Raw genomic sequence first — 23,424 nt, forward strand, 5'->3', positions numbered from 1 at the left:
GCAAGGCGAAGCAGACATTCACGTCAATCGTCAGGTACCGATTTCCAGCGCGTGCCAAAGCAGGGGCAAGTTCGGATGAATTGAGCGGTTGAAGATATCGTCGCTGGGATCTGAATCAAACCATTCTCAGTAGCAGGTGCTGCAGATGGCGGGCCGCGGGCCTATCGCGCGCAATCACAAGGCACTCCACCGTGCCAGCCTCTTCGTCGGCGGCAAGCGGGATCACGCCCTCCTTGCGTGTGCGGTCGAACAGAAATCCGTTCTTGACGAAACGATCATGCGCTGTTTGGAAAGATCGTGATCGAACATTTCTTACGGACAAAATAACGTTGCAACCGGAATAGTCGAAGCCCAGCAGCCGGACGGCAATGCTGTGTAACACCGAGCCGCCACCCCAGCGGCCGTTTGCTTCATTAAACAGCAACCGTCCGTCATCCGCGAAAATGGCGTCAATGTTGATCATTCCGCGATATCCCAGGTCTCGCGCAAGCGCCACAAATCGGTAGGCATGCGCCTGGGCGGTCAACCATTGCTCGTTCCCCAGGTCGCTTGGAAGCTCAAGTCCTGTCCAGATCAGAGCTCTTTCGGATCGATCCGCGCTTTTACGCAGACGTATGTTTCCGCTGTTCATGAAAACGATTGAACCATCATCCTCGATTTCATACTCAAGATAGAACAAAGACCCGGCCAGGTGGTACGATTCCACGACCAGCGTCTTACACGATGCTGTTGTCATCTCAGACCAAAGCGCGTCAGGATCAAACGACGGCCATGAAATTCGCCGGGTATCTCTTGCCCCAGGTAGTGGATCGCTTTCATCGCCGGTCAAGATGACATTTCCGACTCCACCGGCTCCATTGTCCAGCTTTACAATGACGCTGCCGGTCTCGGTTCTGAGGGAAGTGACCGCTCTGAATAGTTCGTTTGAGTCCGTCGTGACAGATCCATTGGGCAGCGGAAGTGCGACGCTTGTCGCCAATTGACGGAAGTGGCTCTTGCGGTTCAACAGATCAGGCCCTCGCTGCAGAGCGAAGTCGTCGCCGGTCTGCGGTATGCCTAGCATGGCCGCCAGGCGTGCGACGCCTTCAGTAGAGTAGCAGGGATACAATCGCCAGGTTGATTTCTGACGAATATGTCTGTTGATTCGCTCAACAACAGTCTTGGACAGGAGTGTGCAATCATCAAGCACCGGCGATTGGCTGCCGCCTTGAGGTACAAGCACGCAGAGACTTGATGCGGCGAAATCGAGCGTCGCGCCAATGAAGGATAGCAGATCCGCCGGGATGACTACCGGGGAGACTATCAGGTCACCCTCATGAGCGAACCACGCTGAACGGTATGCCGAGTTGGCGGCCAGCGAAAGTTGAGCTGGTGTCAGAGCGGCGCCCGACATTTGAGCTGTACCGGCATTCATGATCAGAATCCGCGGCATCCGCGACCTCCGGGCATTTGGACGCGATCAGACAAGGATCGTGATGCAACAATGCTGAACTTGCTGCGCCGTGGTGAGGCACTGAGCGAAGCTTGATTTCGCGCCGCATCGACCATTGCATCCCCAGATAATTCGGCCTGCTGAAGCTGAGGATCGCGATCCGGTCTCCCCTCTGGACGGCGAGCTGGCTCTGGAGGCGAGCGATCCGCTCGGTCTGTCGGTTGAGGCTGACGTAGCTGAGAGTCTGCCCTTCGAAATGGATCGCAGTTTTGTCGGGGACATACGCACCGTTTCGCTCGATCAGGCTGCAGAGATCCAACTCGTTATTCATGGACGTCAGACCCGCACAGTACGTTTGTCGCGAGTTGCTTCCGCCGCAACCCGGAACTGCTTGGCGAGGCCCCGATCACATGCTTCGGTTGGCCCTTGGACAGGCTATGATCACACGGCCTTGGTAGGATCCGGTTTTTGATGGTTGTCATGGATTGCGAGCAATGGATATTGCTTGAGGGATCTCAGGCGATTGATCACTCACTCTGTTCTGCTGGGCGGCGGTCGTGTGCATCTGTCCGTAGTGATAGGCACACCACGAAGACAGTTTCTTGCCGCGTCTTTGATATACAGGCTCGCCGCACATATAGGCCTCTCTGGCATCTCCATCTTTGAAGCCGATAATGCAACGGCATTGGCCTTCAATATGGTCGACTAAAAGGACCTTCTTGACGCCGTCGGGCTCTTTCAACTTGCTGCTCCATAATGCCAAGCAATATCTTCCGATGCCGCGCTGGTCACGCGGAGCGACACTTGCAGCTCAGGCTCTTTGAAAGCCTGACGCCGTTCTGAGGCCCGCCGTCTGTCGCACCTTTGCGCGATGGAAATGCCTCGCCAGCCACGGGAAAGTAGTTTGAATAGAGCGGAAAGCCGGTTCGGCGAACTGATTTTGGCGCGGTGTCGCGCCAGAGGAGGGGCTTGTTTCAGATTCGGGAGGCAGCGCCCCCCCGTAGGGGCTTCGGATGGAGGTTCACGTCGATCAATTCTGACCTCATCGGCTCTCTGGTGGCCCGGCCTAAGACAGCCAGATAGTCTCGGTTCCTGACTGCCGAACCATTCAAAGCTGCGTGCGAGCCATCGCGCCGCAATCGGGACTCGGTGTATAGCCCTTCCGGCCAACCCGCCACCGGGGATCAGGATCATGACCGACCATCGGGGCGTGGATCTGACCAGCTGAGACATTCGCAATCCTTCACAATCCCCGCGGCGACCAAGATCCAACCTCAAAACCGTACAACTTAACGTTACGTCCGATTCAAGCTCTTTTTGGCAGCCTGTGAGAACATGGCAAGCCCTCAGGCTGCCGGAAAAAAGGCCGCCGGCCGGTCTGGTGTCGCACGCTTTCAGCGCTGCGGTTGGCGTCAAGAAAGTTCGTCTCCCTTTGAGATCGGGGTCGCTGCCGACGAGCCCATTGTCGGAAACGCTCGCCCCTTTGCGACCAAGTGCTCGCTACCGTTGCAGCCGATTGCGTGCCTGACCTCCGCTGCGCCGTCATTGAATAGCTCAGTCACTTCTGTCCGACGCTGACCCTGCAATGCCAAATGCGGCATCCGACCGATAGTTTTCGATCAGGTCGGTCTGATTGGGGGCGCGTAGCCTGTAGCTCTTGGAGGAGGGCGAGGAAGGATCCTGCGAATGTGCCGGCGGCCGTCATCCAACGCACGTCGCGGTCGCTGACTTCGCCTGATGCCGGGATTATCGCAGCGTCTGATAGAGGCGGTGCAGCAGCCGCGCGCGAGGTTCAATCGACGAGATGTAGAGTTGCTCATAATACGTATGCGTGCCCTTGCCGTCGAGGCCAAGGCCGTCAAGGGTCGCGGTATGCGGCGCGGTGAAATTGCCATCGGAGCCGCCGCCGCTGAACGCGTCGAGCAGCTCGAAGCCAAGCTCGGCGGCGAGCTCTTTGGCGTGTGCGTAAAGCGCGGCACCGGCGCTGGTCTTCTCATATGGGGGCGGTTCAATTCGCCTGATACCTTCACGCTGACGCCCTCGGTGCGCGAGCTGATGCCGAGAAACCTCGGCACCAGCTCGTCGGCATGGGCCATGGTCGGGACGCGCATGTCGACTTGCGCATAGGCCAGTTCCGCGATCACGTTGGGCCTGGTCCCGCCGCGGACGACGCCGACATTGACGGTGATACCGCGTGTGAGATCGTACATCGCCGCCAGCGTGTGGATCACATGGCCGAGTTCCCGGATCGCGCTGCGGCCGTCCTCGGGGTGCGTGCCAGCATGCGCGGGCGCGCCCTTGACGAATACGTCGAAGCGCGCAACGCCCTTGTGCCCGGTGACGACCTTGCCGCCGTCGCGAGCCGGCTCGAGCACCAGCACGTATTTGGCCTTCCGGCCCTTGGCCTCGATCAGCGCGCGAGGTTGGGCTGCCGATCTCTTCGTCCGAGACGTAGAGCTGGGTGATGCCGAGCGGCGGGCGTGCGTCATCGGCGCAGATTTGCCGGAATGCGTGATAGGCGAGATAGGCACCGCCCTTCATGTCGTAGATGCCGGGGCCGAACGCACTGTCGCCCTCGATCTTGAATGGGAGCCGTTCGATGGATCCCCTTAGATGAACGGTGTCGAGATGGCTCAACACCAGAATGCCCGGTACGCCCTGCCCCAAGAAGAGCGGGTGATCAAATGATCGCCGCAGCCGTCGCGCCCCGCAACGCGCTCGACGCTGGCCGGCAGGTCGCGATAGCCTGCTGCGACGACATCAGCCAGTTTGTTGATCTGATCCGGCCGCTCCGTCGGAGATTCGATCACGACCCAGCGGCGAATGCCCTTGAGAATCGGGGCGATTTCGAACCCGTTGCTGGACATAGTTATCTGACGCCTTTGAATTCGATTGTCATCGCTTCTGCAAGATGATGACATCACCCATGTACTCACTCAGAATCGAGCCCGAAGATCTAGAGAGGCGCCAACCGTTGTGACCCGGTCATGCCTCTGGACTCGATCTTGCTTCGGCAAGGACGCTACGCGCCTGTCGATCATAACTGAGCTACCAAAGCTGGTAGTTTTCGACGGGATTCTGCAGCAGAGGCCGTACTGGACTCGGACGTTCTGGTGAGCTGTGTCGATGTCCCTGTAATCGTAGGTTGGCGCAACGTTGAATCTCTTCCGCCAGAGAGTTTCGCGACGCCACCAGGTCCGGTGCGTGCGCAGCAGTCGGTCTGCAACGTGAGCTGTGATCTCGACCCCGAAACGTCGTTTGGTCGGGTTCTGAACTCACCGTCAGTCCTCGTCGTCCGGCTGCCGTTCCGGTCGTCACGATGGCGACACCGCTCGCCAGACTTCGCATGACCTGACGGAACTCTGCCGGTTGGATAGACGGCATATCCCGAATCGCAGGAGAGAATTGGTGGCTGATGATCTGCCTCTGGAGTTGTACCCACTTCTAGTTTCTCCATACCCAGAGACGACTTTGATTGCTGTTGGGCCTGTAATGAGGTACCTGGTGCCGGAATTGCGTGACGAGTAAGCTCAGATTGAGACCGGGTATGACTTCGATGTCCTCTGGATCAGCTACAATCATGACTGGACGGACGTGCAATATCTCGCCGCGTTACGCCGGATCGGCGATTGCAGCGGCAGAACTGAGAATTGCCGCCGTCACTTGTTTCAGTAGGACCCTCTTCAAGCAGAGAACCGCGCTGAGCGGCCCGGCGACGCGCCAGTGCACATGGAGTCGTAGTCGCGATCCGACCAGCTGGGCTGGAACCTCGCTGGGCCGCCCCGTGCGGACGGGATGATGCCCTGCCAGAGTCTCTCCGCATGTAGACGGCATCGGCGCACCTAATGCGCTCTTAGGAGAACACGCCTTTTTGCCTCGAGAAGATGCTCATCGAGCGTCGCGTGCAGCGTACCCCGCAGCTCCGGCGGGATCGAGCTATCTGTATCGATCAATTCCCGAAATTTCCGAATGATGCGTTCTGTCACTGCAATAGATTCGAGTGTTTCAAGCTTCTGCCAGGACATCATCGATTGTCTCCTTTGGCGCGCAGCGCGCTTCGTCGCGGGTCCTCATCTCGGCAACCCGGGTGCAACAGCCTCTCCTCGTTAAAAAAGTTGGATCTCGGGCCGCGTGCTCAGCGCGAATTGCTTTCGTCCGGGCGAGCGCAGGCGGCGCACGCTCCCGCAAATCCCGCAGAAGTGACGCGCATTCGCGGCTGCAATATTTTCGCGCTCGTGAGCAGCAGTCTTGGTCGGAATACTGGAACATCGGCCAGCTCGGCTGTCACGCGTTCGAAACCGCGATCAGGCGCTGCAGTCGAGCGGCTGCGGCGCCGCGATCAAGTGATTCTTGTCCAAGTGCTACGCCTTCCTGCAGGGTCGAGGCCCGCCCGGCCACGACCAATGCCGCCGCCGCGTTCAAAAGCGCGGCGTCGCGAAATCGACCTGGTACGCCATCGAGCACATTTTGCAGCGCAACGGCATTAGCCTCGGCATCGCTGCTCTCCAGCGCGTCGTTACGGCAGCGGGCGAGCCCGGCTTCTTCCGGCGTCACTTCGAAGGTGCGGATTATACCCGTCTCAAGCGCAGCAACAAAGGTTGGACCGGTGAGGGTTATTTCGTCGAGCCCGTCCGAGCCATGAACAACCCATACCGACTCGGCACCAAGATTCTTCAGGACGTACGCCAGAGGCTGGACCCATTCGGGAGAGAATACCCCAACGATCTGCCGCTTGACCCTGGCCGGATTGCACAGAGGCTCGATCAGATTAAAGATCGTGTGGGTTCCAAGTGCGCTCCGGATCTGGCCGAGGCGCTGCATCGCCGGATAATGGGCTGATGCAAACATGAAGCCGATGTCGGCTTCCTGCACACAACGTGCAATGGCTTCAGGTTTGAGATCGACCTTCACGCCGAGGCGCGCCAACACGTCCGCGGCGCTTGAACCCGAAGACGCAGCGCGATTGGCATGCTTGGCCACAGGAATGCCGGCCCCGGCGACAATGAAGGAAGCACACGTCGACACGTTGACCGAATACATAAGGGCGTCGCTCGTGCCAGCGATACCGATGGGGGCGCATGCCGCCTCCACCCGCGGCATTCTATTTCGCATCGCGGAGGCGGCGCCGGTGACTTCTTCGACCGTCTCGCCCCGGACCCGCATCCCCATCAAGAAGCCACCGATTTGCGAGGGAGTCGCGTAACCCGACATCACGCTGTCGAAGGCTGACGCAGTTTCCTCACGCGTCAGAGTGGCGCCGGTGGCAACTTTGCCGATGATCGATTTAAGCGCTTCCATCGAACTTTACACGTTCCTTGTCCAAACCTAGGGCTCTTCCGTTCAACCAGGCATCGTTGAGACCTGGCACCGGTTGCCTTGATGCAACTGCCCGTCCCATCCGCACGCGCCATGGCCTCATTGATGCTCGAAGCGGCAGTCGGTTGAGTGTGGGCACCCTTGGTGAGGCTACAACCTGACGCTACGTGAGGATCAAGCTCTCCATTTCGGTGGTGCCGTCGAGAGGAGATCGTCGGCCAGTTAGAACACGGCAGTTGCTTGACGCCAGGACCGATGGCACTGTCTCGCGCCCGCTTGCCGCGTCCGCAGCGGCCTCTTTACCGTGGTTCCGGCCGGATCACCGCATCCTTCAAAGCCTTAGCTTTCCGGCGCCGGCATCGTGGAGCGTTGAAGCGGCTTCCCCTAACTGCTTCGAGGCTATCGGTGTTGGGTAGGTCGGGGCCGATGTCCGCTTGCTCTCCAAAATAACGCGACCTGATTGCAAATGAAGGTGCGCAGGACAGCCTTCATAGAGCGATGGACTCGTCCCGTTGATCCGTCCGCGTGAGGCGGTGAGGCGCCCGTGTTCGGTCCTGTCTTACAGTCGGAATACGCCGTACTGCGGCGCGTCGATCGGCGCATTGAGCGAAGCGCTCAATGCGATTGCGAGGGCAGTTCTAGTATCGACAGGATCAAGAATGCCGTCGTCCCAGATTTCCGAGGTCGCATAATAGGCACTTGACCGCTCGCGATATTCTTCAAGAATCGGTGCTCGAATGGCTGCCAATTCCTGGTCCGAGAGGCGCCCTCCGGCCCGAGCCAATTGTCTCGCCTTGACGTGGGTCAGAACTCCGGCGGCCTGCTCGGCGCCCATCGCGGATATCTGAGAATTCGGCCAGCTGAACACGAATCGAGGATCAAACGCGCGTCCCGACATAGCGTAAGTTCCTGCGCCGTGCGAGCTATTACAAATGATCGTAAACTTCGGCACGGACGCTCCGGACACCGCCATGATCAGCTTGGCCCCGTCCTTGGTGATCCCGCGTCGTTCATATTCGCGGCCAACCATAAAGCCCGTGACGTTCTGTAGGAAGAGCAGGGGCGTCCGGTTCTTGTCGCACAGCTGAATGAAATGAGCCCCCTTTAGCGCGCTGTCGCCGAACAGCACGCGATTATTGGCAAGGATCCCGATTTGATATCCATGAAGCCGCGCAAAGCCGCACACGAGTGATGTCGCATAGCGTGGCTGGTATTCTTGAAATCGGCTGCCATCGACCAGACGAGCGATGATCTCTCGCATGTCGAACTGCGCTCGCGTGTCCTTTGGAATGATCCCGTAGAGTTCGGACGCAATATAGGCGGGCGGCTCGGGGGCTACTCGATCGATCGAAGTCTTCGCCGGTTGGTGGAAGCGAGCAACGACGTCGCGGGCAATCGCAATTGCATGGATCTCGGAGCTTGCGAAGTAATCACTGGTGCCCGACACGCTGGTGTGCATGAGGGCGCCGCCAAGTTCTTCGGCGGATACTTGTTCGCCGGTGGCAGCCTTCACGACCGGAGGGCCGCCCAGAAAAAGCGCCCCAGTACCTTCGACGATAATGTTGTATTCACTAAGCGCCGGGACGTAGGCCCCTGCCGCGCTGCAGTGGCCCATGACGATGGCGACCTGCGGCACCCCCATCTTCGAGAGAACGGATTGATTGCGGAGAATTCGACCGGCATGGTAGCGATCAGCAAAGAATTCCGCCTGCAAAGGCAGGAATCCGCCGGCGCAGTCGCACAGGTGAATCACCGGCAGACGGTTTTCGATGGCTATATCCAGTGCCCGCACGATCTTCTTGACCGAGAGCGGATACCATGCGCCGCTCTTCACGCTGGCATCGTCGGCGTGAACAATAACCTCTCGCCCCGCCACAATGCCGATGCCGACGACCTGGGCGGCGCCGGGCACCTCGCCGTCGTATGCCTTGTTAGCCGCCAGCGTCGAAAGCTCTAGGAACGGAGTTTCCGGATCGAGCAAGGCCGCGAGTCGCTCACGAACAAACAGTTTATTCTGCCGACGCAGCCGCTCGAAGTCCCGCTCGGGCCGGTGGAAGCGGGCAAGGCGCTGGCGCTCCTTCAATTCGGCGGCAAGTTGTCTGTTGTGCAGGTCGTTGCGACGAAATTCCTGCGAGTTCACGTTCGCCACGGAACCGATCCGCTGCATTTCAGCGCCCTTCTTTGGAGAGCGTGACCAGCACAGCGTCGTGCTCGAAGCTCTCACCTTCCTTGACGTGAATTCGATCGACGATGCCATCCTGTGGTGAGCGTATGATCGTTTCCAGCTTCATGCTTTCAATCATCATCAGCGCCATTCCCGCCGAGACCGATTGACCAGGCGAAACTGTGATCGCAACAATAAAGCCAGGCATCGGCGCCCGGGCCACCAGCGCGTGAGTCTCGTTATTCCCGGAAGCGCACGCCCGCAACGGGTCATTGTAGCGCAAAATGCGCGTCCTGCCGCGGATGTGGAGGTGAATGAGTTCGCCCTCGATCGCGAACCTGACCGATTCATTCTCGCCCGCAATGGTCAAGATGCCGCTACTGTCGCTGCGATGGGTGAGCGCGACAGGGGCAATCACCTGGTCTCGCAGATGAAGTCGATAGCCTTGCTGGCTGGATGAAAGCCACAATTCATGATCTACGCCGTCGACCTCGAATGAGTGATACACGTCAATTTCTCCAGCTGCCGAGTGCTGCGTGAAGCTCGGGCACGGCGTCGGCCGCTTCGCGGACCGGTCTCGTCAGGAGAGCCGCCGATGCCAGGAACGCAGACATTCCGGCAGCAAAGTGGCCCGCTGCGAGATGTGGGTTTTCTTCTAGGTATCCCGTATGGAACTGGCCGCCGAGAAATACCTCGTCGCAAAGAATCCGGGCGAGCAAGTTCGCGTTCGTCTCGCACCCAAGTAGAACCAGTTCGCGAACGGCGCGATGGGCTTTCAGAGCAGCCTCCATGCGGCTCGGTGAATGCACGATGATCTTGGCGAGCATGGGATCGAACGCCGGCGTGATGTGCTGGCCTTGCATGATGCCGCTGTCGATTCGTACGCCATCCGGATACTCGAGAAGAAGTACTTTGCCTGTGGTCGGGACGTATCCGCGTTCGGGAGCTTCCGCGCAAAGCCTGAGCTCGATTGCGTGCCCATTTGAAACAATGTCGGACTGCGAAAGTGCAAGTTCGCGACCCGCTGCCGCATAGACTTGCTCGGCGATCAGATCAACGCCGGTGATCATTTCGGTCACCGGATGTTCGACCTGAAGGCGTGTATTCATTTCCAGAAAGTAGAACTCTCCGCCGCTGAAAATGAACTCGACCGTTCCTGCATTCTGATAGTTCGCTGCACGGGCGATGCCGACGGCGGTCTCGCAAATCCGGGTCCGCAATTCTGGTGATAGCGCTGGCGAGGGCGTTTCCTCGATGATCTTCTGGAAACGGCGCTGTACCGAACATTCGCGCTCGAAGAGATGGACCAGGTTACCGAAGGAGTCACCGAGCACCTGTACTTCAATATGTCGCGGGCTTTCGATATATCGTTCAACATAAAGTCGTCCATCTCCAAAGTAGCGACGCGCTTCACTGCTCGCCTGCTCGATGGCCGCCTCCAACGTAGCAAAGTCTCGTACAATCCGCATACCCTTGCCGCCACCGCCCCCTGATGGCTTCACGAGCAAAGGAACTCCAATAGCCCGCGCTCTCGAAACGAATGTCGCCGGATCATCTTCCTCGATGGCGCAGGGTGCGACTGGAAAGCCGTTGCCCTGAACGAAATTACGGGCGCGGATCTTATCGCCCATTAGCTCGATAGTTTCTGGAGCGGGTCCGATGAACGCAATGCCGGCCTTTATCACTGCCCTGGCGAATTCCGCATTCTCAGAAAGCATTCCATAACCCGGATGTAGCGCGCCGGCGTTCGCCTTGTGGGCGGCAGCGATGATCTGCGCGATGTCCAGATAGCTTGCGATCGGCGTGCGGCCGCTGATCGGAATAGCCAAGTCGGCCATTGAGACGGCCGGGCTTCCCGCGTCAACCTCGTGGTAGGCAATTGCAGAACGAAGTCCAAGCTTGTGCAACGTTTTGATGATACGTACGGCTATCTCACCCCTATTGGCGATCAGAACTGTATCGAAGGGTAATTTGTGCATTCGCCTATCCGGACAAGCGCGATTGAACCAGAGCGTCCGTCAATTGTGGGCGGCCATGCTCGTCACCTGACCTCGCGTGATCGTCCTGCAGGTCAGGCTGGGACCACGTCTGGGCATGCGGCAAGCGAAACAGGCCGCCACATCCTTCACCTCGATTCGCTGCTTCTCTTGTCAGTGTCTCGCACGGAGATCACATGGCGACATTGCTGACTGAGGCTCGCTTGCTTGGATCTGAGGCAGGCAATGATAGCGGAGCGATCTGGTATGTGGTTGCTACAAAGGCGGAACACGTCGTGAGTGCAAGCCTCTTTCTCTTCTGCGGTCGGCGTTTGATCGCGCGCGTTGACCGGTCCGGGGATTGCAGCTGTCATTGTGAGGGCAAGAGCGATGGCGCAGTGGTAGATCTTGAGGCGCGAAGCCAACTGAGTGCGTTGATTTTGAGTCATGCTATCCCTTCAGGTCGGTGGATCTGCGGTATTGTTGTTCCCTGCGCGAAGCGCAACATGGCCTGTCAACCGGGAAACAGGCCGGAACTGCTTACGTACGGTGCCTGCGGTCGTGACTGTACGGTGCTGGTCATCTGTCCGGCACGACAGAAACGAGACCTGCCGTGGTGGCGGAGCCCCACGAAGAAGGGAAGCACTGGCGGCTGAACTGGCCGAGCAAGTGATCATTTTGGAGCTTCCGGTGATCGCGCGGTGGGTGCACGCCTGCGACGTCAGGTCGAAGGGGCCCAGCAGCTATCGCGACGCAGAGAGAGCAGGCAAAAGCCAAGTGTGCTCAATCGATTGTTGATGATGCATGCGATCGTGCAGAGCGAACCATGATGGCGCGCGTCGAGGCTATGTTTGGTGTAATCGCGCCTGTGTTCCACCTTCTGTGAGGACGGCGGGTGGGGGTATCTGGGATGGAGCCTCCGTCTTGCGTCCGTTCCGGTGAGGCTACGGTGATGGGAGCGCCTGCCGTGCAGATCTCGAAACGCGCGATTTCGTCCAGCCGCGACAGGAACAGCTCCGACGAGGCGCGGAGAAGGATGCACCTGGAGGATCTTATCGTCCTGATTAAGTCGCGCCAGGTGAGTTTAGATGTTTGAAACATTCGCAATTCTCATGACGTGTCCGGAACGGTCTGGATTGTCGGACGTGCTTCCCACTTGTCCAGGATCGTACAATCTAACGCTACGTGCGATTCAAGCCCCTTCGTGCGTCCGCTCGTCTGAGCATGTCGTGGCTGTGCATTCTTCGTACAAGCCTCGGCTGCAACGCGCACTTTGGTATTTCAGAATACCGGCTGTGCATGGCGACCGTCCGCTTCGGCAGCCGAGGCAGAGCGTCGCTGTTACGTGATTATACGGAGCACCGGTGTCGCATTTCTTTGATCTGCGAATTGCATGCTCTTGGCATGAATCCGAAAAGTAAACTCTACCAGCCCGACCACTGGCGAGCCCGTGCGGAAGCAACGCGAAAGAAAGCGGAAGCGCTCGCTGACGGTAAACCCAGAGACAGGCTGCTTAAGATTGCCATGGAATATGACAAGCTGGCTCGGCGTGCCCACGTGTGGCAGACGCGCAGAAACGAGGACGATACGTGGCCTGAGCAAGATCTGTAAAGCGTCGCTGCGGTTCGATAAAGACGCCCCAGCCGGTTGATCGCTACCCCACCCAACGGCTAGGCAAATGTCGCTCAGCAGGCAAGTCATTGGCGCTTGCACGGGACGTTGAGGCGGCACCGTAGGGCGAGGCGTCCCGACGGTCCTGTGCCGCGCTCCAGATCGCGACACGTACGTCGAGGGCGGAGCAGGCCGCCTGCCCACGGCCGCTTCAGCTCTACTCGTTTAGTCAGCTTCTCGAAAGCTAATCCTCTTATCATGAGGATGCAGAACTCTAGACCTGGACTTGCAGTCAATGCGTCGCGCTGAACGTAGAAGGCCGGATCCCGGCCGCGCGTGGCAGTGTTGAGCTGTTACAGGTCAGTGTTGGCACTTCGTCGCGGCTGCAATCCAGGCCGACAAGCTGGCGGCATGTCAGTTTTGCCAGTTCGAGACATCTGCGTCATGCCTCGCTATTTCGTTTGCGTCGGTCGGAGGGACGGAACTTAATATTCAGGTAGCCGCGCCAGGCGTGGACTTGAACTAACCCTGCGAAAGAGGTCTCCACGTCCGATTGATGTGCGCATACGTTTCGGCCGCGACATGCGAGAGCCGTCGAAAAGCCCCTCGCGCCTTTGCCATCCGCGAGAGTATTTCAGAAGAACGCTGCGACGATCCAGCAGATGCCAGCCCAAAGCAGCGCATTTATCAGGAATGCGGCCAGCGGCCACAGGTTCCACCTCCTTTGCGCCTGGAGGGAGCGACAATCCGCGCCGTAATGCTTGATCGTTGGGTGCTTTGGTGCGCGCCAATGTGTCATTTCATCACGCGCCGTGCCGGTCCACGGAAAAATGCCAGGCTTTGCATGCCTCGTATCACTCATAAGTTCGCAGTCCCTCTTTCAAAGCACGGGTATCAGAACCGTTGTTTGTTGCGCGGCGAGCATCCGGCCGATGATATGCTGGCGCATCGTCGGTACACGGAGGTCGCGTTCCGTCACCACAGCAATCTACATGCCACGACTGAGAAGTGCCGGCGCCGCTTTGCGCGTTTGTCCGAGTTGGCGACACGGAGCCCCTGCCCGTGGTCGGGTTCGCGACGTCGACGTCTGAAAGACAACACCCGCGTTAGCAGCGAAAGGGGGAGCGCTTCGCGAGCGCCATATCGGAAACAATGCGTTAGGAGTTGGATCGTAGTGACGTGGGAAGATCGCCCGATGGTCGCGCTCATTGAGATCGACTAATCATTGTTTCTGACCGTTAGCTTACGAGGAGACACCGAGATGGCTGGCGATCCGCTGGATGTTATCAGCTCGAAAACAGTTCATGCCAGGCGTCCGCGGCTCTGGTGCAGGCCCGCTCGATTTGGCCGCATGCAATTCAAGCCTGTTCACATAAATGACGCGTTGGCACTGTTCAGACTCGACGAGAAGGCCGCGAAATAATCAAGTACAATCTCACCAAGCAGTAATATCGCCGCGAAGCATCAACTCGTGCCAGCACTGGTTTTGCGCGTCATCATGGAATGTGGATGTCAAAGGCCACTATAGGGAGCATGCCATGATGCCGACCAATTCATTGAACAGGAGGTGACGGCCAAGAGACGTCAATTTCTGGTGCTCAAGCAGGTCGCCATGAGACATGAAATGGGCACTGACGCTGCTTGAAGCGCGAGAGAGCGATGGCGGACATTACTGCTGCTGATTCGCGCGCTCTGTTCGGCAATGTGCCACCAATACTGGCTGGCATCGATGAGTAAGATGCTTCGCATGAGAGGTCGATGACAGAGTTGCATTATGAGTGGGGAGTGCAATCGGTGGACTGATTCGCCATTGCGCGGATCGTGCTACTGCTCATACTCAGGCAATCAATGGCCCCTGAGAGCATTCGTCGCCCCACAATGCGAGCGTTAGAAGATTATAACAGGAGAACGAGTGATGATGGACATCTGCGGCTTACTCAGATGGTGCACTGAAGAGTGGTATAGGAGCGCTGAGCCGAGGATCGAGCTGATTGACGAGTTGCGAGACAACGTCATCTGCGTCGAGTTCAAGGCCATCCGAGGGGCAAAGGAGCGGGCGTGCGAGCGCGGATCATAGAGAAGCTGGAGGCCGGCCGCGTGCAACACGGCCGGTTCGCTACGGTTCCGGGATCAGGCCCTTGCGGCGTGTTCTTTGTGCAGGGGCCTTGCGGGTGTGAATTAAAGATAAGTGGATTTGTCCGTACTGGCTGGGAGCATGTCGCTGTCTCGACGCCGCGGCGCTGTCCGAACTGGGAAGAGATGTGCTTTGTCAAAGACCTGTTCTGGGATGAAGAGGAGTGCGTCATGCAACTGCATCCGCCACATTCGCAGTATGTAAATAACAGCCGATATTGCCTTCACCTGTGGAGACCCACTCATCGGGATATCCCGATGCCGCCGCCGAGCTTTGTAGGCATCGTTGGACTAGGGCCCTCAGACGCGGCAATGTTGTTCGCGCGGATGAGCGCGACACCAGGATGAGCTGAATTAGTAATATCGAAGCGGAAGGTGACGCCGAGCGGCTGCAGAAGCACCGATTCGGCGCCGCCGAACTGAGGCATAAAAGCGGGTCTATGTCAGGATCGATTGCCTGTTGCCGTGTGCGGGGGGCTGAGTCTGATTAGCCGCTATCAACTAGGAGCAGCTAACTGTGCACTGATCCCGGTAGGAATCGCGGAGCCGTGCTGAACGCGGCCCGGCAGCAACAATAACATCTCGCCGGGTCGACGACCGATCACAAGGCAATCACTGGGGGGCGACGACGCGAATTGCGCACTCTTCGGAGCGAGAAGTGTGTGCCGACCGGCGGCATAACGCGATGATGGTGAGATCGAGGCCAACGCGACGGTCGAATTCAGTTTGACGAAGGCGCTGTCGCCCCATCACCCTGACTGCATCCGGAATTGCACAAGGTCGGCCTGCCGTCGCTGTGCGACAGTCATGAGTCATGAGCTCGTCGGCCACTACCCCGCATCTGGAGCGGGGCTCGTGAGCAGAGACGGTCGAGACACCAATTAGGCGCGGGGGGTCGGGGGGCGGTAGCTTCCCCAACTTATCTGGTTGTCAGCTCGTCGTCAGCTTGCCTCAATATCATTTGCAAGCAGAGCGTAAGCAGCCCGCGCTCGCTCTAAGGAAACGTACGCTGAAACAGGCGAACCGGCATGTATAATCGAGTTAGTGGCCAATCCACACGCCCTAATCAAGCTGACGAACCGAGTCGGTCGGCGGACAGTTACGAGTTTGCTCAAACATTGACGGATTTCGCTCAACGGGGGAGCCCGCCATCTGGGGAATTGTCCGACAAAATGGGGCTCTGCTGCAGCAAGCCACATACCTCAGATGCAATCATTCATAGTCCAAGCACCTCGGGCCCCAGCACATCCTCTCTGTCCTCCAGCTCAAATCCATCCTCTCCAGCGAGGCCTGTCCGTCCTCTGTTCGAATACAGGACTGCTGAATTGCCCGAGGCCAATGTCAACGGAATCTGCGTTGGATTGGTAGCGGAGTGGCTCCTCAATCTCCCCAGCAGCCCTTCATCCAGGATGAGGGCGCTGCGCCCGGGGACTCAAGATAACAACTCAGCGGCAATGCGGCAGCAGCGGTATGAAGACCTCAAGAGCCTGTTGCGAAGCGATAGGGCAGAAGGTTCTCACAACCTTCAGGCAAAAAGTACGATATTACGCGAAGCCGGCCTAGAGCCGTTCGCCGAACAGACGCGATATAGGTTTGGTACATCTTCGCGCATTGACCAGATCGTGAATGAGGTCACTGACGATGGGTCGATCTATTTGGTCAGCTTGCGTTTCGCCGCAGGTGGCGCCCACACAATCGCAACGTCGACATCGAATGGAACGACTACCCTCTTTGATCCTAATTATGGGGAATTTACTGTTCGGTCAGATCAGATGAGTGACTTGTTCAGAAGTCTCGCCGACCGCTACAGAAACCCGAACGGACATGATATATCGACTGTCGTCACACAAAGGATGACGTGAGTGTTTCGGAGGTTGCAACAGACCTTGCCGAGGTCCACGAGTGGATCCTTTCGCGATCGATGCCGGACCAGCCGCATCGCCTCCGACAGTGCAACCACGGCAGGGAACAAGGATTGTGGCGCCATGAACATGCGCCCTCCGTGGTAGCGGAGCTCACCGCGGCCCTTCGGAGGTTGGAGGGGCACGCTCGACGGAAGCTCGCTGGAAGTAGTGCAGCGAGGGGAGAATGTTCAGAGAGAGGCTGGCCGATCACTCAGATTGATGAGCTCGTGCCCTCGCGCGTCAGCCTGAATGGGCTGCGCTTGCACTCAAGCGGGACCGTTGGCCCGTTAGAGCTTGCGAGCTTGCCTGAAAGCTGGCTAAGCTCCTCGTGTGGGGTTCGACGCGTTTCGCCTTTGCGCTCAGGGCTAAGGGCGGCATCACGCATCCGACACAGCCGGCACAAGCTGCATTTCGTCTGCTTCGGCATCGTCGCCGGCCACTTCTCTACCGACCTCGCCAGCCAAACAGCTGCTGTCGACGACAATGCGTGCCGTCGCACTGGCGCGCGACCGAGTAGACGCTCGTCACGAGCTCCGCAACAATCCGCGCCTTGTCCTCGTCGCTGCGCTTCCGCCGACGTCAGGCTCTGGTGAAGACCTCAAAACCGGAACCGACGCAGTGATAGCACTGTGCACTGTGTTCGTTCCAAGCCTCACGATCAAACTTTGCACCGAGCTGGACTACAAGGTCATTTGACAATTCTTCCGGAATAATGCGAGGTGACATTCTGAAAGTTCGGCTCGGAGCTCCTCCGCGGAGCGGGCGCAAGCTGGCTATTAGCTTGATCCGGAAGACGTCGAGCGGTGATTTAGATACGATCCCAGTCTCACACCGGAAGCAGCGCGGGCGCGACTCGGCGCTGGTCAGGCTGGATGGATCAGACGCTGTCTCTGCCACGCCCGCACTGATTGAAGTTAGCAGAAACGTGACTCGGCGCCCAAAGGCCCCACGCATACACAGGGCAAGCGCTGTCCCTACCACGCGCCGCTAACTTCAACGGCACTGTACACGGACTAGCTTTCCGAAAGCTGACGAACCCGACGCGATTCATAAAACGAAAGCGGCCGGTGTGGGTCGATGTACTCCTGTCTGGAAGCCACCCATCTGTCCAGCGGACGTCCGACTTAAAGGTATGGTCAAGCATGGACACAAGCCGATCTCTTCAAAGAGGTCATGAAACTCGCATATGCCATGTGCCGCGAGAAGGTGTCAGCAGAAGTCCATCGATGTTTGCAAGGCGCGGCTCCGCGACGTCATTCACCAAAGACGATCCAATACCCTGCGACTTCGACGACGGCTGGGCCCATGCAATCAAGCTCGAAAAGTGATCCGACAAAAGGCCAGCGAACGGCCTTCCACTCTTACTCGATGCCGCCGGTCATTGTCCTCCGGAAGATGTCGGCGGTGTGCCGGACTATGTCGAATACCTCGATGTCATAGGCGACCCGTGTCTCTTCCCGAGCACGAACGTATGCGCCCAGGGCGGCCCAGAGAGATTTCGACCGCCACTTCATCGACGGACAGCGAGGAGGGTGTGTCCGCATTGTCCGGAAAATGGAAGGCGCGTCTGCGCATCACGCGGGCCAAAATAATCGTGAAGCGCCAGTCAAAACGGGATCCGAGCTAGTCGCCTCGTTTCTCGATATTGTGGCGGGGTGTCACGTAGATGATGCGATGAGATCGTGTCCCATGTCATGGTACAACTGGCGGCGGGTCACCGCGTTCAGCGGCTGGAGCCGGGGAGGTCAGCTGGCGATCGCCGGTAGGCTGACAGTGGGATCATCACTCAAGGTGCGATGACTTCCAGTTTGATGTAACGGGCGCGCTGGACGGCCCATTTGTCGTTCTGCTCGAGCAGGATTTCACCGATGAGGCGGACGATGGCGTCCTCATCGGGGAAGATGTCGACCACCTCGGTCCGCCGATTGCTCTCGCCGTTGAGACCCACGATCGGGCTGGTGGAGTGCATTTTGGTCGGTGCTGGGGCGGGCCCGTCGTGTAAGCGGGCACATCGGCCTCAGTCTCGTCAAGGGAGCCCGCGAGCTTGGGCAGCTTCGGGCGGAGTTGGTCGGCGACGTCCGCCACTGCGTTCGTGCAGCCTCGGCATCATCCTGGGCAAAGGCGGTGGCCATGAAGGCGGGGACCACGGGAAGGCCGCTTTTGCCGGCATTCGCCAGCGCGTTGCGCATGAACTGGATGCGGCACCGCTGCCAAGAGGCATAGGGCACCTTGGCGACGGTGGCCCTAATGTATCATGCGGAGACGGCCAGCTTGACACCGCGCTGGCCGCGGCGGCTAGCTTGCGCAGAAAAGCGGTCCAGAACGTCTCGGCTTTGGAGGGGCCGATGTCCATGCCGAGCACCTCGCGCCGGCCATAGCTGTCGACGCCCCAGCGACGATCACCGCGACCGACACGATGCGACCATTCTGGCGCACCTCCACGTCAGTGGCGTCGATCCGCAGATACGGCTATTCGCCCTCGATCGGCGAGGCGAGGAACGCCTTCACCCCGTCGTCGATCTCCGCGCACAACCGGCTGACCTAGCTCTTGGTGATGCCGGTCATGCCCATCGCATGCACCACGTCGTCGACCCAGCGGGTCGAGACGGCTAAACGCGGCGGTGAGCGCCTTCTCGGCCATGCGCGGGGGCTCCAGAAAACCCGGTCGCGGCAACCGTTGCGTTCGGCCAGACGCTCGGGGTCTTCTCGCCATAGGCGGCGCCGGTCTGGCATTCGATTTCCAGCTCGGGCGCGCTGCCCGGAGCGAGATTAGGTTAGGCCCCCATAGCAGAGCCTGCCGGATTTGGACGTGGCAGTGCTCAGGGATGCTTCACCTTTCCGCAGTTGCATCGTCCCGCGCGGGACCACCACGTGGAAAGACGTCCGGCATCCGCCAGATCTCAGACATACTGCACCAGTCTAAGGTAGTCGTCTGTGAGGACAGGTGAGCGAATAGAACAAGCCGCGTCTTGAAGGAAGGTTGTCAGAGTCCGACTGGCCCGGTTGCGGACTTCGGCAGATTGCCGTGCCGGCGCGCGAGTACGGAGTGTCGCTAGTTCGGAACTGACCAGGTCAGCCGCTGCTGCGGCGCAATCTGAGGCAGAGAAGCAACCAGCAGACATGACAGCCTTTGCCAGTCCCAATGTGGTGAGCCAACCCGCATAGATCAGCACGGCACCGTCTGTCTCATTGAGACCAGAGAGCTCCTCAATTGCAGCAGCATGGACTGACGCCGCACCAACTGACCGAAAGAGATCGGCTATTTCATCACGCGTGGCTTTAGAGAGGAGGCAGCGGCCGAGATGTGATAGGAGCGCCTCAGTCGGACCTTCGAAGATGCGGAGGATGCGAGCGTCTCGATAGATTTTGGCTAAAGGCGTTCCCTCATCGTAACCACGGCCACCTAACAGCTGGACGCATTGATCAGCGACAAGGCCGCACCACTCCGAGGACAAAACCTTCGTTGCCGACGCAAGGTGGACGTCGGGCGCGCCCTGCGCTGAAACAAGTCGGCAGGATGCGGCCAGCATCGCCTTCACGACTTCTCGCCGCAGCACCATCTGCCCAAATAACTGCTCGATGTAGCTGTTCTCGATCATGCGCAGCTTACCGAGCCGACGATGGCTTGCATAACAGGCCGCTACCTGGATAGCGCGCTCAAGGGCTCCAAGACCCATAGCAGCCACACCGACACGGCCGCGGTTCATACTAGATGCCGCCGCGCCCCAGCCGTCTTGATCCCGAGAGAGCACGTAAGAACACGGCACCTCGACATCCTGGAACTCCAGGGTATTCTGAATGATGCCACGTAGACCGAGCGTGCGATGCTCGTGCGTGACCTTTAGGCCTGGAGCTTGTCTGTCAACGAGTACACCAACGAGCCGACCTTTCGTTTCGGGTCCAGACGCGCGCGCAAAGCAAACGATCCAGCGAGCCCAGTCAGCGAGGCCGATCCAGATCTTGCGGCCAGAGATACGAACTTTATCTTCGCACATGAGAGCCGAAGCCTCTATATGCCTCGGGGCAGAGCCGGCTCCAGGCTCCGTCAAAGCGAAAGCACAGAGATCGCCTCGTGTTGCACCCCAAATGATATGCTTTTGTTCGGGGATGTGCGGTGCCGCTTGGATGCAGGGCAAGGCTAGGAAGTTATGGATGACGAGGGTCGAGGCAGCGGAGACATCGAAGGATGCAGTGGCGGAGATGAGGTTGATGGCCTCCTGCAAGGGAAGGGCTAATCCGCCGTTCTCTCCTGGTGTGGTGAGCCCGAAGAGTCCATGCCTTGCCAATATGCTGTGTAGGGTCGGAGGGAATGCTCGGCGGTCATCCGCGTCTGCGAAATTCAGCTGACTGAGGTCAGCGATTAAACTGGAGTATAGTGCAGCTGCACGGCCTTGAGCTGTGCCTTCCTGCGCCTCTCCGCATTGGGCGTAAACCTGAGTATACATAGCCATAAGGCCCATAATGATCCCGGCCGCGCTTCGTGCCAATTCATCCCCGTGGCTAGCTTGGCTACACATTGGTATAGTGTGATGCAGGCGCAGTTTAAACACGTTGTCCGGGGCTTGGATTTATTGCGGCCGCCGCGCGGGCTCCCATCAAGATGCGTCTTGTCGATATGACCTGTCGGAGGCGCACGCTCGTTCAGTGACCTCCCATTCTCCTCAAGGCTTACTCAGCGTTGTCGATCGTGTTTCGTGCCAAAGAGAGCCGCCCGGGAGAGATCCGTCATGCACCGATCGGCAGCACAGCAAGGCGATACGTGACATATGGCATTTAAATCATGTTCACCGCCACTCCGTGGCTGTTGGGCATAGAGCGAACATACGCGCAGCACTAACGAAGCGATTGATCTGTCGCTCAAGTCGCAAGCAGATCGCTCGCATCATGTTCACGGCCACCGACGTTGATCTCTCGCGACCGGCACCCTGGGACTTCGAACGGTGATGTCGGACAATGGTCAGGGCAGGAACGCATTTCGAATGTGAACCGAACACCGGCGGTTCGATCGCTGGGCTGGCTGCTTGATGCAGGCCCCATGATCGTCATTTGTGCAGTTCAGCTAGTCCTTGCTCGCGGACACTACTGCGGATCCGTTGTCAAGAGTCGCCTTGAAGACCTCCCTAAGGTTCGGGTCCAGCAGGATCTCCTCCGCAGCGCTGAAATCCGCGATCGGTGCCACGTCATGCCTGCGCCGACAGATGGCTCCAAAGTATACGCGCTTCGGCCTGGCCCTTCGTCAGACGGGCCTTGCCCAATGAATTTTCGTCAAGCATCGCTTAGCTTGATATGAGGCCCGCAGCCAACCGGCAGTCCAAGGGCAGCAGCCGGTCGAAACGGAGCATGGTCATGCCAACTGAAGATACGTTCACCCGGAATGCCTCGGCGAGCACCGAGACGGCGTTCCATGAGATTCCCACTGATGACCGGCCAACCTTCACTGTCCCAGTCGAGCGCGTTGAGCAAAAGATTGCGCTCGAAGAGCATATTGAGTCCCCCGATTTTCCCGCTACCGGCAGCCACCCATTCGTGAGAGAGGACTACTTCTCGGACGTCGAGCGTCGCTTGCAGGACTACAGGCTTCGGCTCGAAGGCATGGACAAGGCGGGCATCGCCGCGACCATCGTCTCGCTCACCCAGCCCGGCATCGAGGGCATCACCGAGGCGCGCAAGGCGGTGGAGATCGCGAGGCGGACGAACGATCACATCGCCGATTTCTTCGTGAAGAACGCGCCGGGACGACTCTACGGCTTCGCGGCCGTTCCGCTTCAGGATCCAAAGGCGGCGGCGGACGAGCTGGAGCGCGCGGTTAGGACGCTCGGCGCCAAGGGCGCGCTTGTCAACGGCTACACGAACATCGGCGCCGAGACCGAAGGGCGATATCTGGACGAGGCTCCCGTCTGGGAGTTCTGGGAAAGCGTCGCGGCTCTGGACGTGCCGGTGTATCTCCACCCGCGCATGCCTCTGCCTGGCCAGCAGCGCATCTATGAGGCTATCCCGCACTCGTCGGTTCGCCTTGGGGCTTCGGGATTGAAACCTCAACGCACGCAGTGCTGCTGATCCTAAGCGGATTGTTCGACAAGTACCCGAACCTGACGGTTATCCTCGGCCATCTCGGCGAAGCGCTTCCGTTCACCCTTCCGCGCCTTGAAAGCCGGCTGCGCCACCAGAACCTGGGCAGTCTCGGCAAGTGCGCACTGCGTCCGACCGAATATCTGCGACGCAACTTCTTCGCCACCACTGCCGGCGCGTTCCGTACACAAGCCCTCGTCAACGCGATCGGCGAGATCGGTACGGATCGGGTGATGTTCTCCGTCGACTATTCCTATGAGTCGATGCAGGAGGCGGCTGTCTGGTTTGATAGCTGCCCGATCAGCGCCAATGATCGCGTCAAGATTGGCAGGCTGAACGCCGCCGGCCTGTTCAACATCGCCTAAACTCGCCCCCCGGGCAGATTTAGGAGACGGATATGGAAGAAAACAAGCGCCTTATGGAGCGGTTCCTGGAGTTCATCAACACGGCGAGCGAGACGCTCGCTGGCGAACTTATCTCTCCGGAAGCAGTATTTCACGTTCCCGGCCGCTCCGAGCCGGTCACCGGACCGGCAGGCTATCTCGAGATCATCGGCATGATGCGCGGCGGTTTTCCCGACATCCAGTGGACTCCCGAGGAGATGATTGCCGAAGGGGACGACGTCGCCGCGCGCTTCACCATGAGAGGCACACATCGGGGGAGCTTCTTCGGCGTTCCACCCACGGGAAAGAAAATTGCCGTGCAGGCGATGAATTTCTATCGCTGGTCCCATGGACAGATCGTCAGGGAACGCGGGCAGCCGGACCTGTTGGGGTTGCTGCAACAGATCGGCGCCGCACCGATGTGATCGTGTATGCA

The 23,424-nt window shown here is 58.9% G+C and carries 14 protein-coding genes and 3 pseudogenes; 6 read left to right on the forward strand and 11 right to left on the reverse strand.

The features are described 5' to 3' along the window. Positions 1-115 precede the first annotated feature (115 nt). The 9 genes and pseudogenes from ACVIIV_RS16505 to ACVIIV_RS16545 form a co-directional block, all read right to left on the reverse strand. Complete coding sequence (locus ACVIIV_RS16505) at positions 116-1,432, reverse strand: preATP grasp domain-containing protein (protein ID WP_456745096.1); 1,317 nt, start codon at positions 1,430-1,432, stop codon at positions 116-118. After that, positions 1,314-1,763: an AMP-binding protein gene (locus ACVIIV_RS16510; protein WP_456745097.1), complete on the reverse strand. Its 450-nt coding sequence runs from the start codon at positions 1,761-1,763 to the stop codon at positions 1,314-1,316. Before ACVIIV_RS16510 ends, ACVIIV_RS16505 begins: the two co-directional genes overlap by 119 nt. A gap of 147 nt (positions 1,764-1,910) precedes the next feature. Then, positions 1,911-2,174: a hypothetical protein gene (locus ACVIIV_RS16515; RefSeq protein ID WP_456745098.1), complete on the reverse strand. Its 264-nt coding sequence runs from the start codon at positions 2,172-2,174 to the stop codon at positions 1,911-1,913. A gap of 1,004 nt (positions 2,175-3,178) precedes the next feature. Beyond that, a pseudogene (locus tag ACVIIV_RS16520) lies at positions 3,179-4,299 on the reverse strand (M20 family metallopeptidase). Positions 4,300-5,274: 975 nt separating this feature from the next. Continuing rightward, positions 5,275-5,460, reverse strand: a complete 186-nt coding sequence (locus ACVIIV_RS16525; RefSeq protein WP_456745099.1) for a hypothetical protein — start codon at positions 5,458-5,460, stop codon at positions 5,275-5,277. Between the two features lie 256 nt (positions 5,461-5,716). Then, on the reverse strand, positions 5,717-6,730 hold the full coding sequence (gene trpD / locus ACVIIV_RS16530; RefSeq protein ID WP_456745100.1) for an anthranilate phosphoribosyltransferase: 1,014 nt from the start codon (positions 6,728-6,730) through the stop codon (positions 5,717-5,719). A gap of 577 nt (positions 6,731-7,307) precedes the next feature. Further along, positions 7,308-8,915 (reverse strand): acyl-CoA carboxylase subunit beta, encoded by a 1,608-nt coding sequence (locus ACVIIV_RS16535; protein ID WP_456745101.1) that lies wholly within the window; start codon positions 8,913-8,915, stop codon positions 7,308-7,310. Position 8,916: 1 nt separating this feature from the next. Then, positions 8,917-9,420: an acetyl-CoA carboxylase biotin carboxyl carrier protein subunit gene (locus ACVIIV_RS16540; protein ID WP_456745102.1), complete on the reverse strand. Its 504-nt coding sequence runs from the start codon at positions 9,418-9,420 to the stop codon at positions 8,917-8,919. A gap of 1 nt (position 9,421) precedes the next feature. After that, entirely contained in the window at positions 9,422-10,891 is a 1,470-nt protein-coding gene (locus tag ACVIIV_RS16545) for an acetyl-CoA carboxylase biotin carboxylase subunit (protein ID WP_456745103.1), read from the reverse strand. Positions 10,892-14,653: 3,762 nt separating this feature from the next. Between ACVIIV_RS16545 and ACVIIV_RS16550 the strand changes: the two genes are divergently transcribed. The 3 genes and pseudogenes from ACVIIV_RS16550 to ACVIIV_RS16560 all read left to right on the forward strand — a co-directional run. Beyond that, entirely contained in the window at positions 14,654-14,980 is a 327-nt protein-coding gene (locus ACVIIV_RS16550) for a DUF7694 domain-containing protein (RefSeq protein WP_456748744.1), read from the forward strand. An 824-nt stretch (positions 14,981-15,804) separates the two neighbouring features. Further along, positions 15,805-16,494, forward strand: coding sequence for a YopT-type cysteine protease domain-containing protein (locus tag ACVIIV_RS16555; RefSeq protein WP_456748745.1), 690 nt, complete (start codon positions 15,805-15,807; stop codon positions 16,492-16,494). 1,394 nt (positions 16,495-17,888) lie between these two features. Continuing rightward, positions 17,889-18,128, forward strand: a pseudogene (locus tag ACVIIV_RS16560) (IS1096 element passenger TnpR family protein); the annotation flags it as partial. Between the two features lie 153 nt (positions 18,129-18,281). On the opposite strand, the pseudogene ACVIIV_RS16565 reads toward ACVIIV_RS16560, so the two are convergent. Both ACVIIV_RS16565 and ACVIIV_RS16570 read right to left on the reverse strand, forming a co-directional pair. Beyond that, positions 18,282-19,283: pseudogene (locus ACVIIV_RS16565) on the reverse strand (IS256 family transposase); the annotation flags it as partial. A gap of 153 nt (positions 19,284-19,436) precedes the next feature. After that, the gene (locus ACVIIV_RS16570) at positions 19,437-21,053 is read right to left on the reverse strand and encodes an acyl-CoA dehydrogenase family protein (protein ID WP_456748746.1); all 1,617 of its coding nucleotides are present in this window, start codon (positions 21,051-21,053) and stop codon (positions 19,437-19,439) included. A gap of 829 nt (positions 21,054-21,882) precedes the next feature. Between ACVIIV_RS16570 and ACVIIV_RS16575 the strand changes: the two genes are divergently transcribed. The 3 genes from ACVIIV_RS16575 to ACVIIV_RS16585 are packed head-to-tail and all read left to right on the forward strand — an operon-like array spanning position 21,883 to position 23,413. Continuing rightward, positions 21,883-22,593, forward strand: a complete 711-nt coding sequence (locus ACVIIV_RS16575) for an amidohydrolase family protein (RefSeq protein WP_456745104.1) — start codon at positions 21,883-21,885, stop codon at positions 22,591-22,593. Further along, positions 22,584-22,970 carry an amidohydrolase family protein gene (locus tag ACVIIV_RS16580; protein ID WP_456745105.1) on the forward strand — a complete coding sequence of 129 codons (387 nt, stop codon included), beginning with the start codon at positions 22,584-22,586 and terminating at the stop codon, positions 22,968-22,970. Before ACVIIV_RS16575 ends, ACVIIV_RS16580 begins: the two co-directional genes overlap by 10 nt. A gap of 32 nt (positions 22,971-23,002) precedes the next feature. Further along, the gene (locus tag ACVIIV_RS16585) at positions 23,003-23,413 is read left to right on the forward strand and encodes an ester cyclase (protein WP_456745106.1); all 411 of its coding nucleotides are present in this window, start codon (positions 23,003-23,005) and stop codon (positions 23,411-23,413) included. Positions 23,414-23,424: the final 11 nt, after the last annotated feature.

It is taken from the genome of Bradyrhizobium sp. USDA 4354, assembly GCF_054060315.1.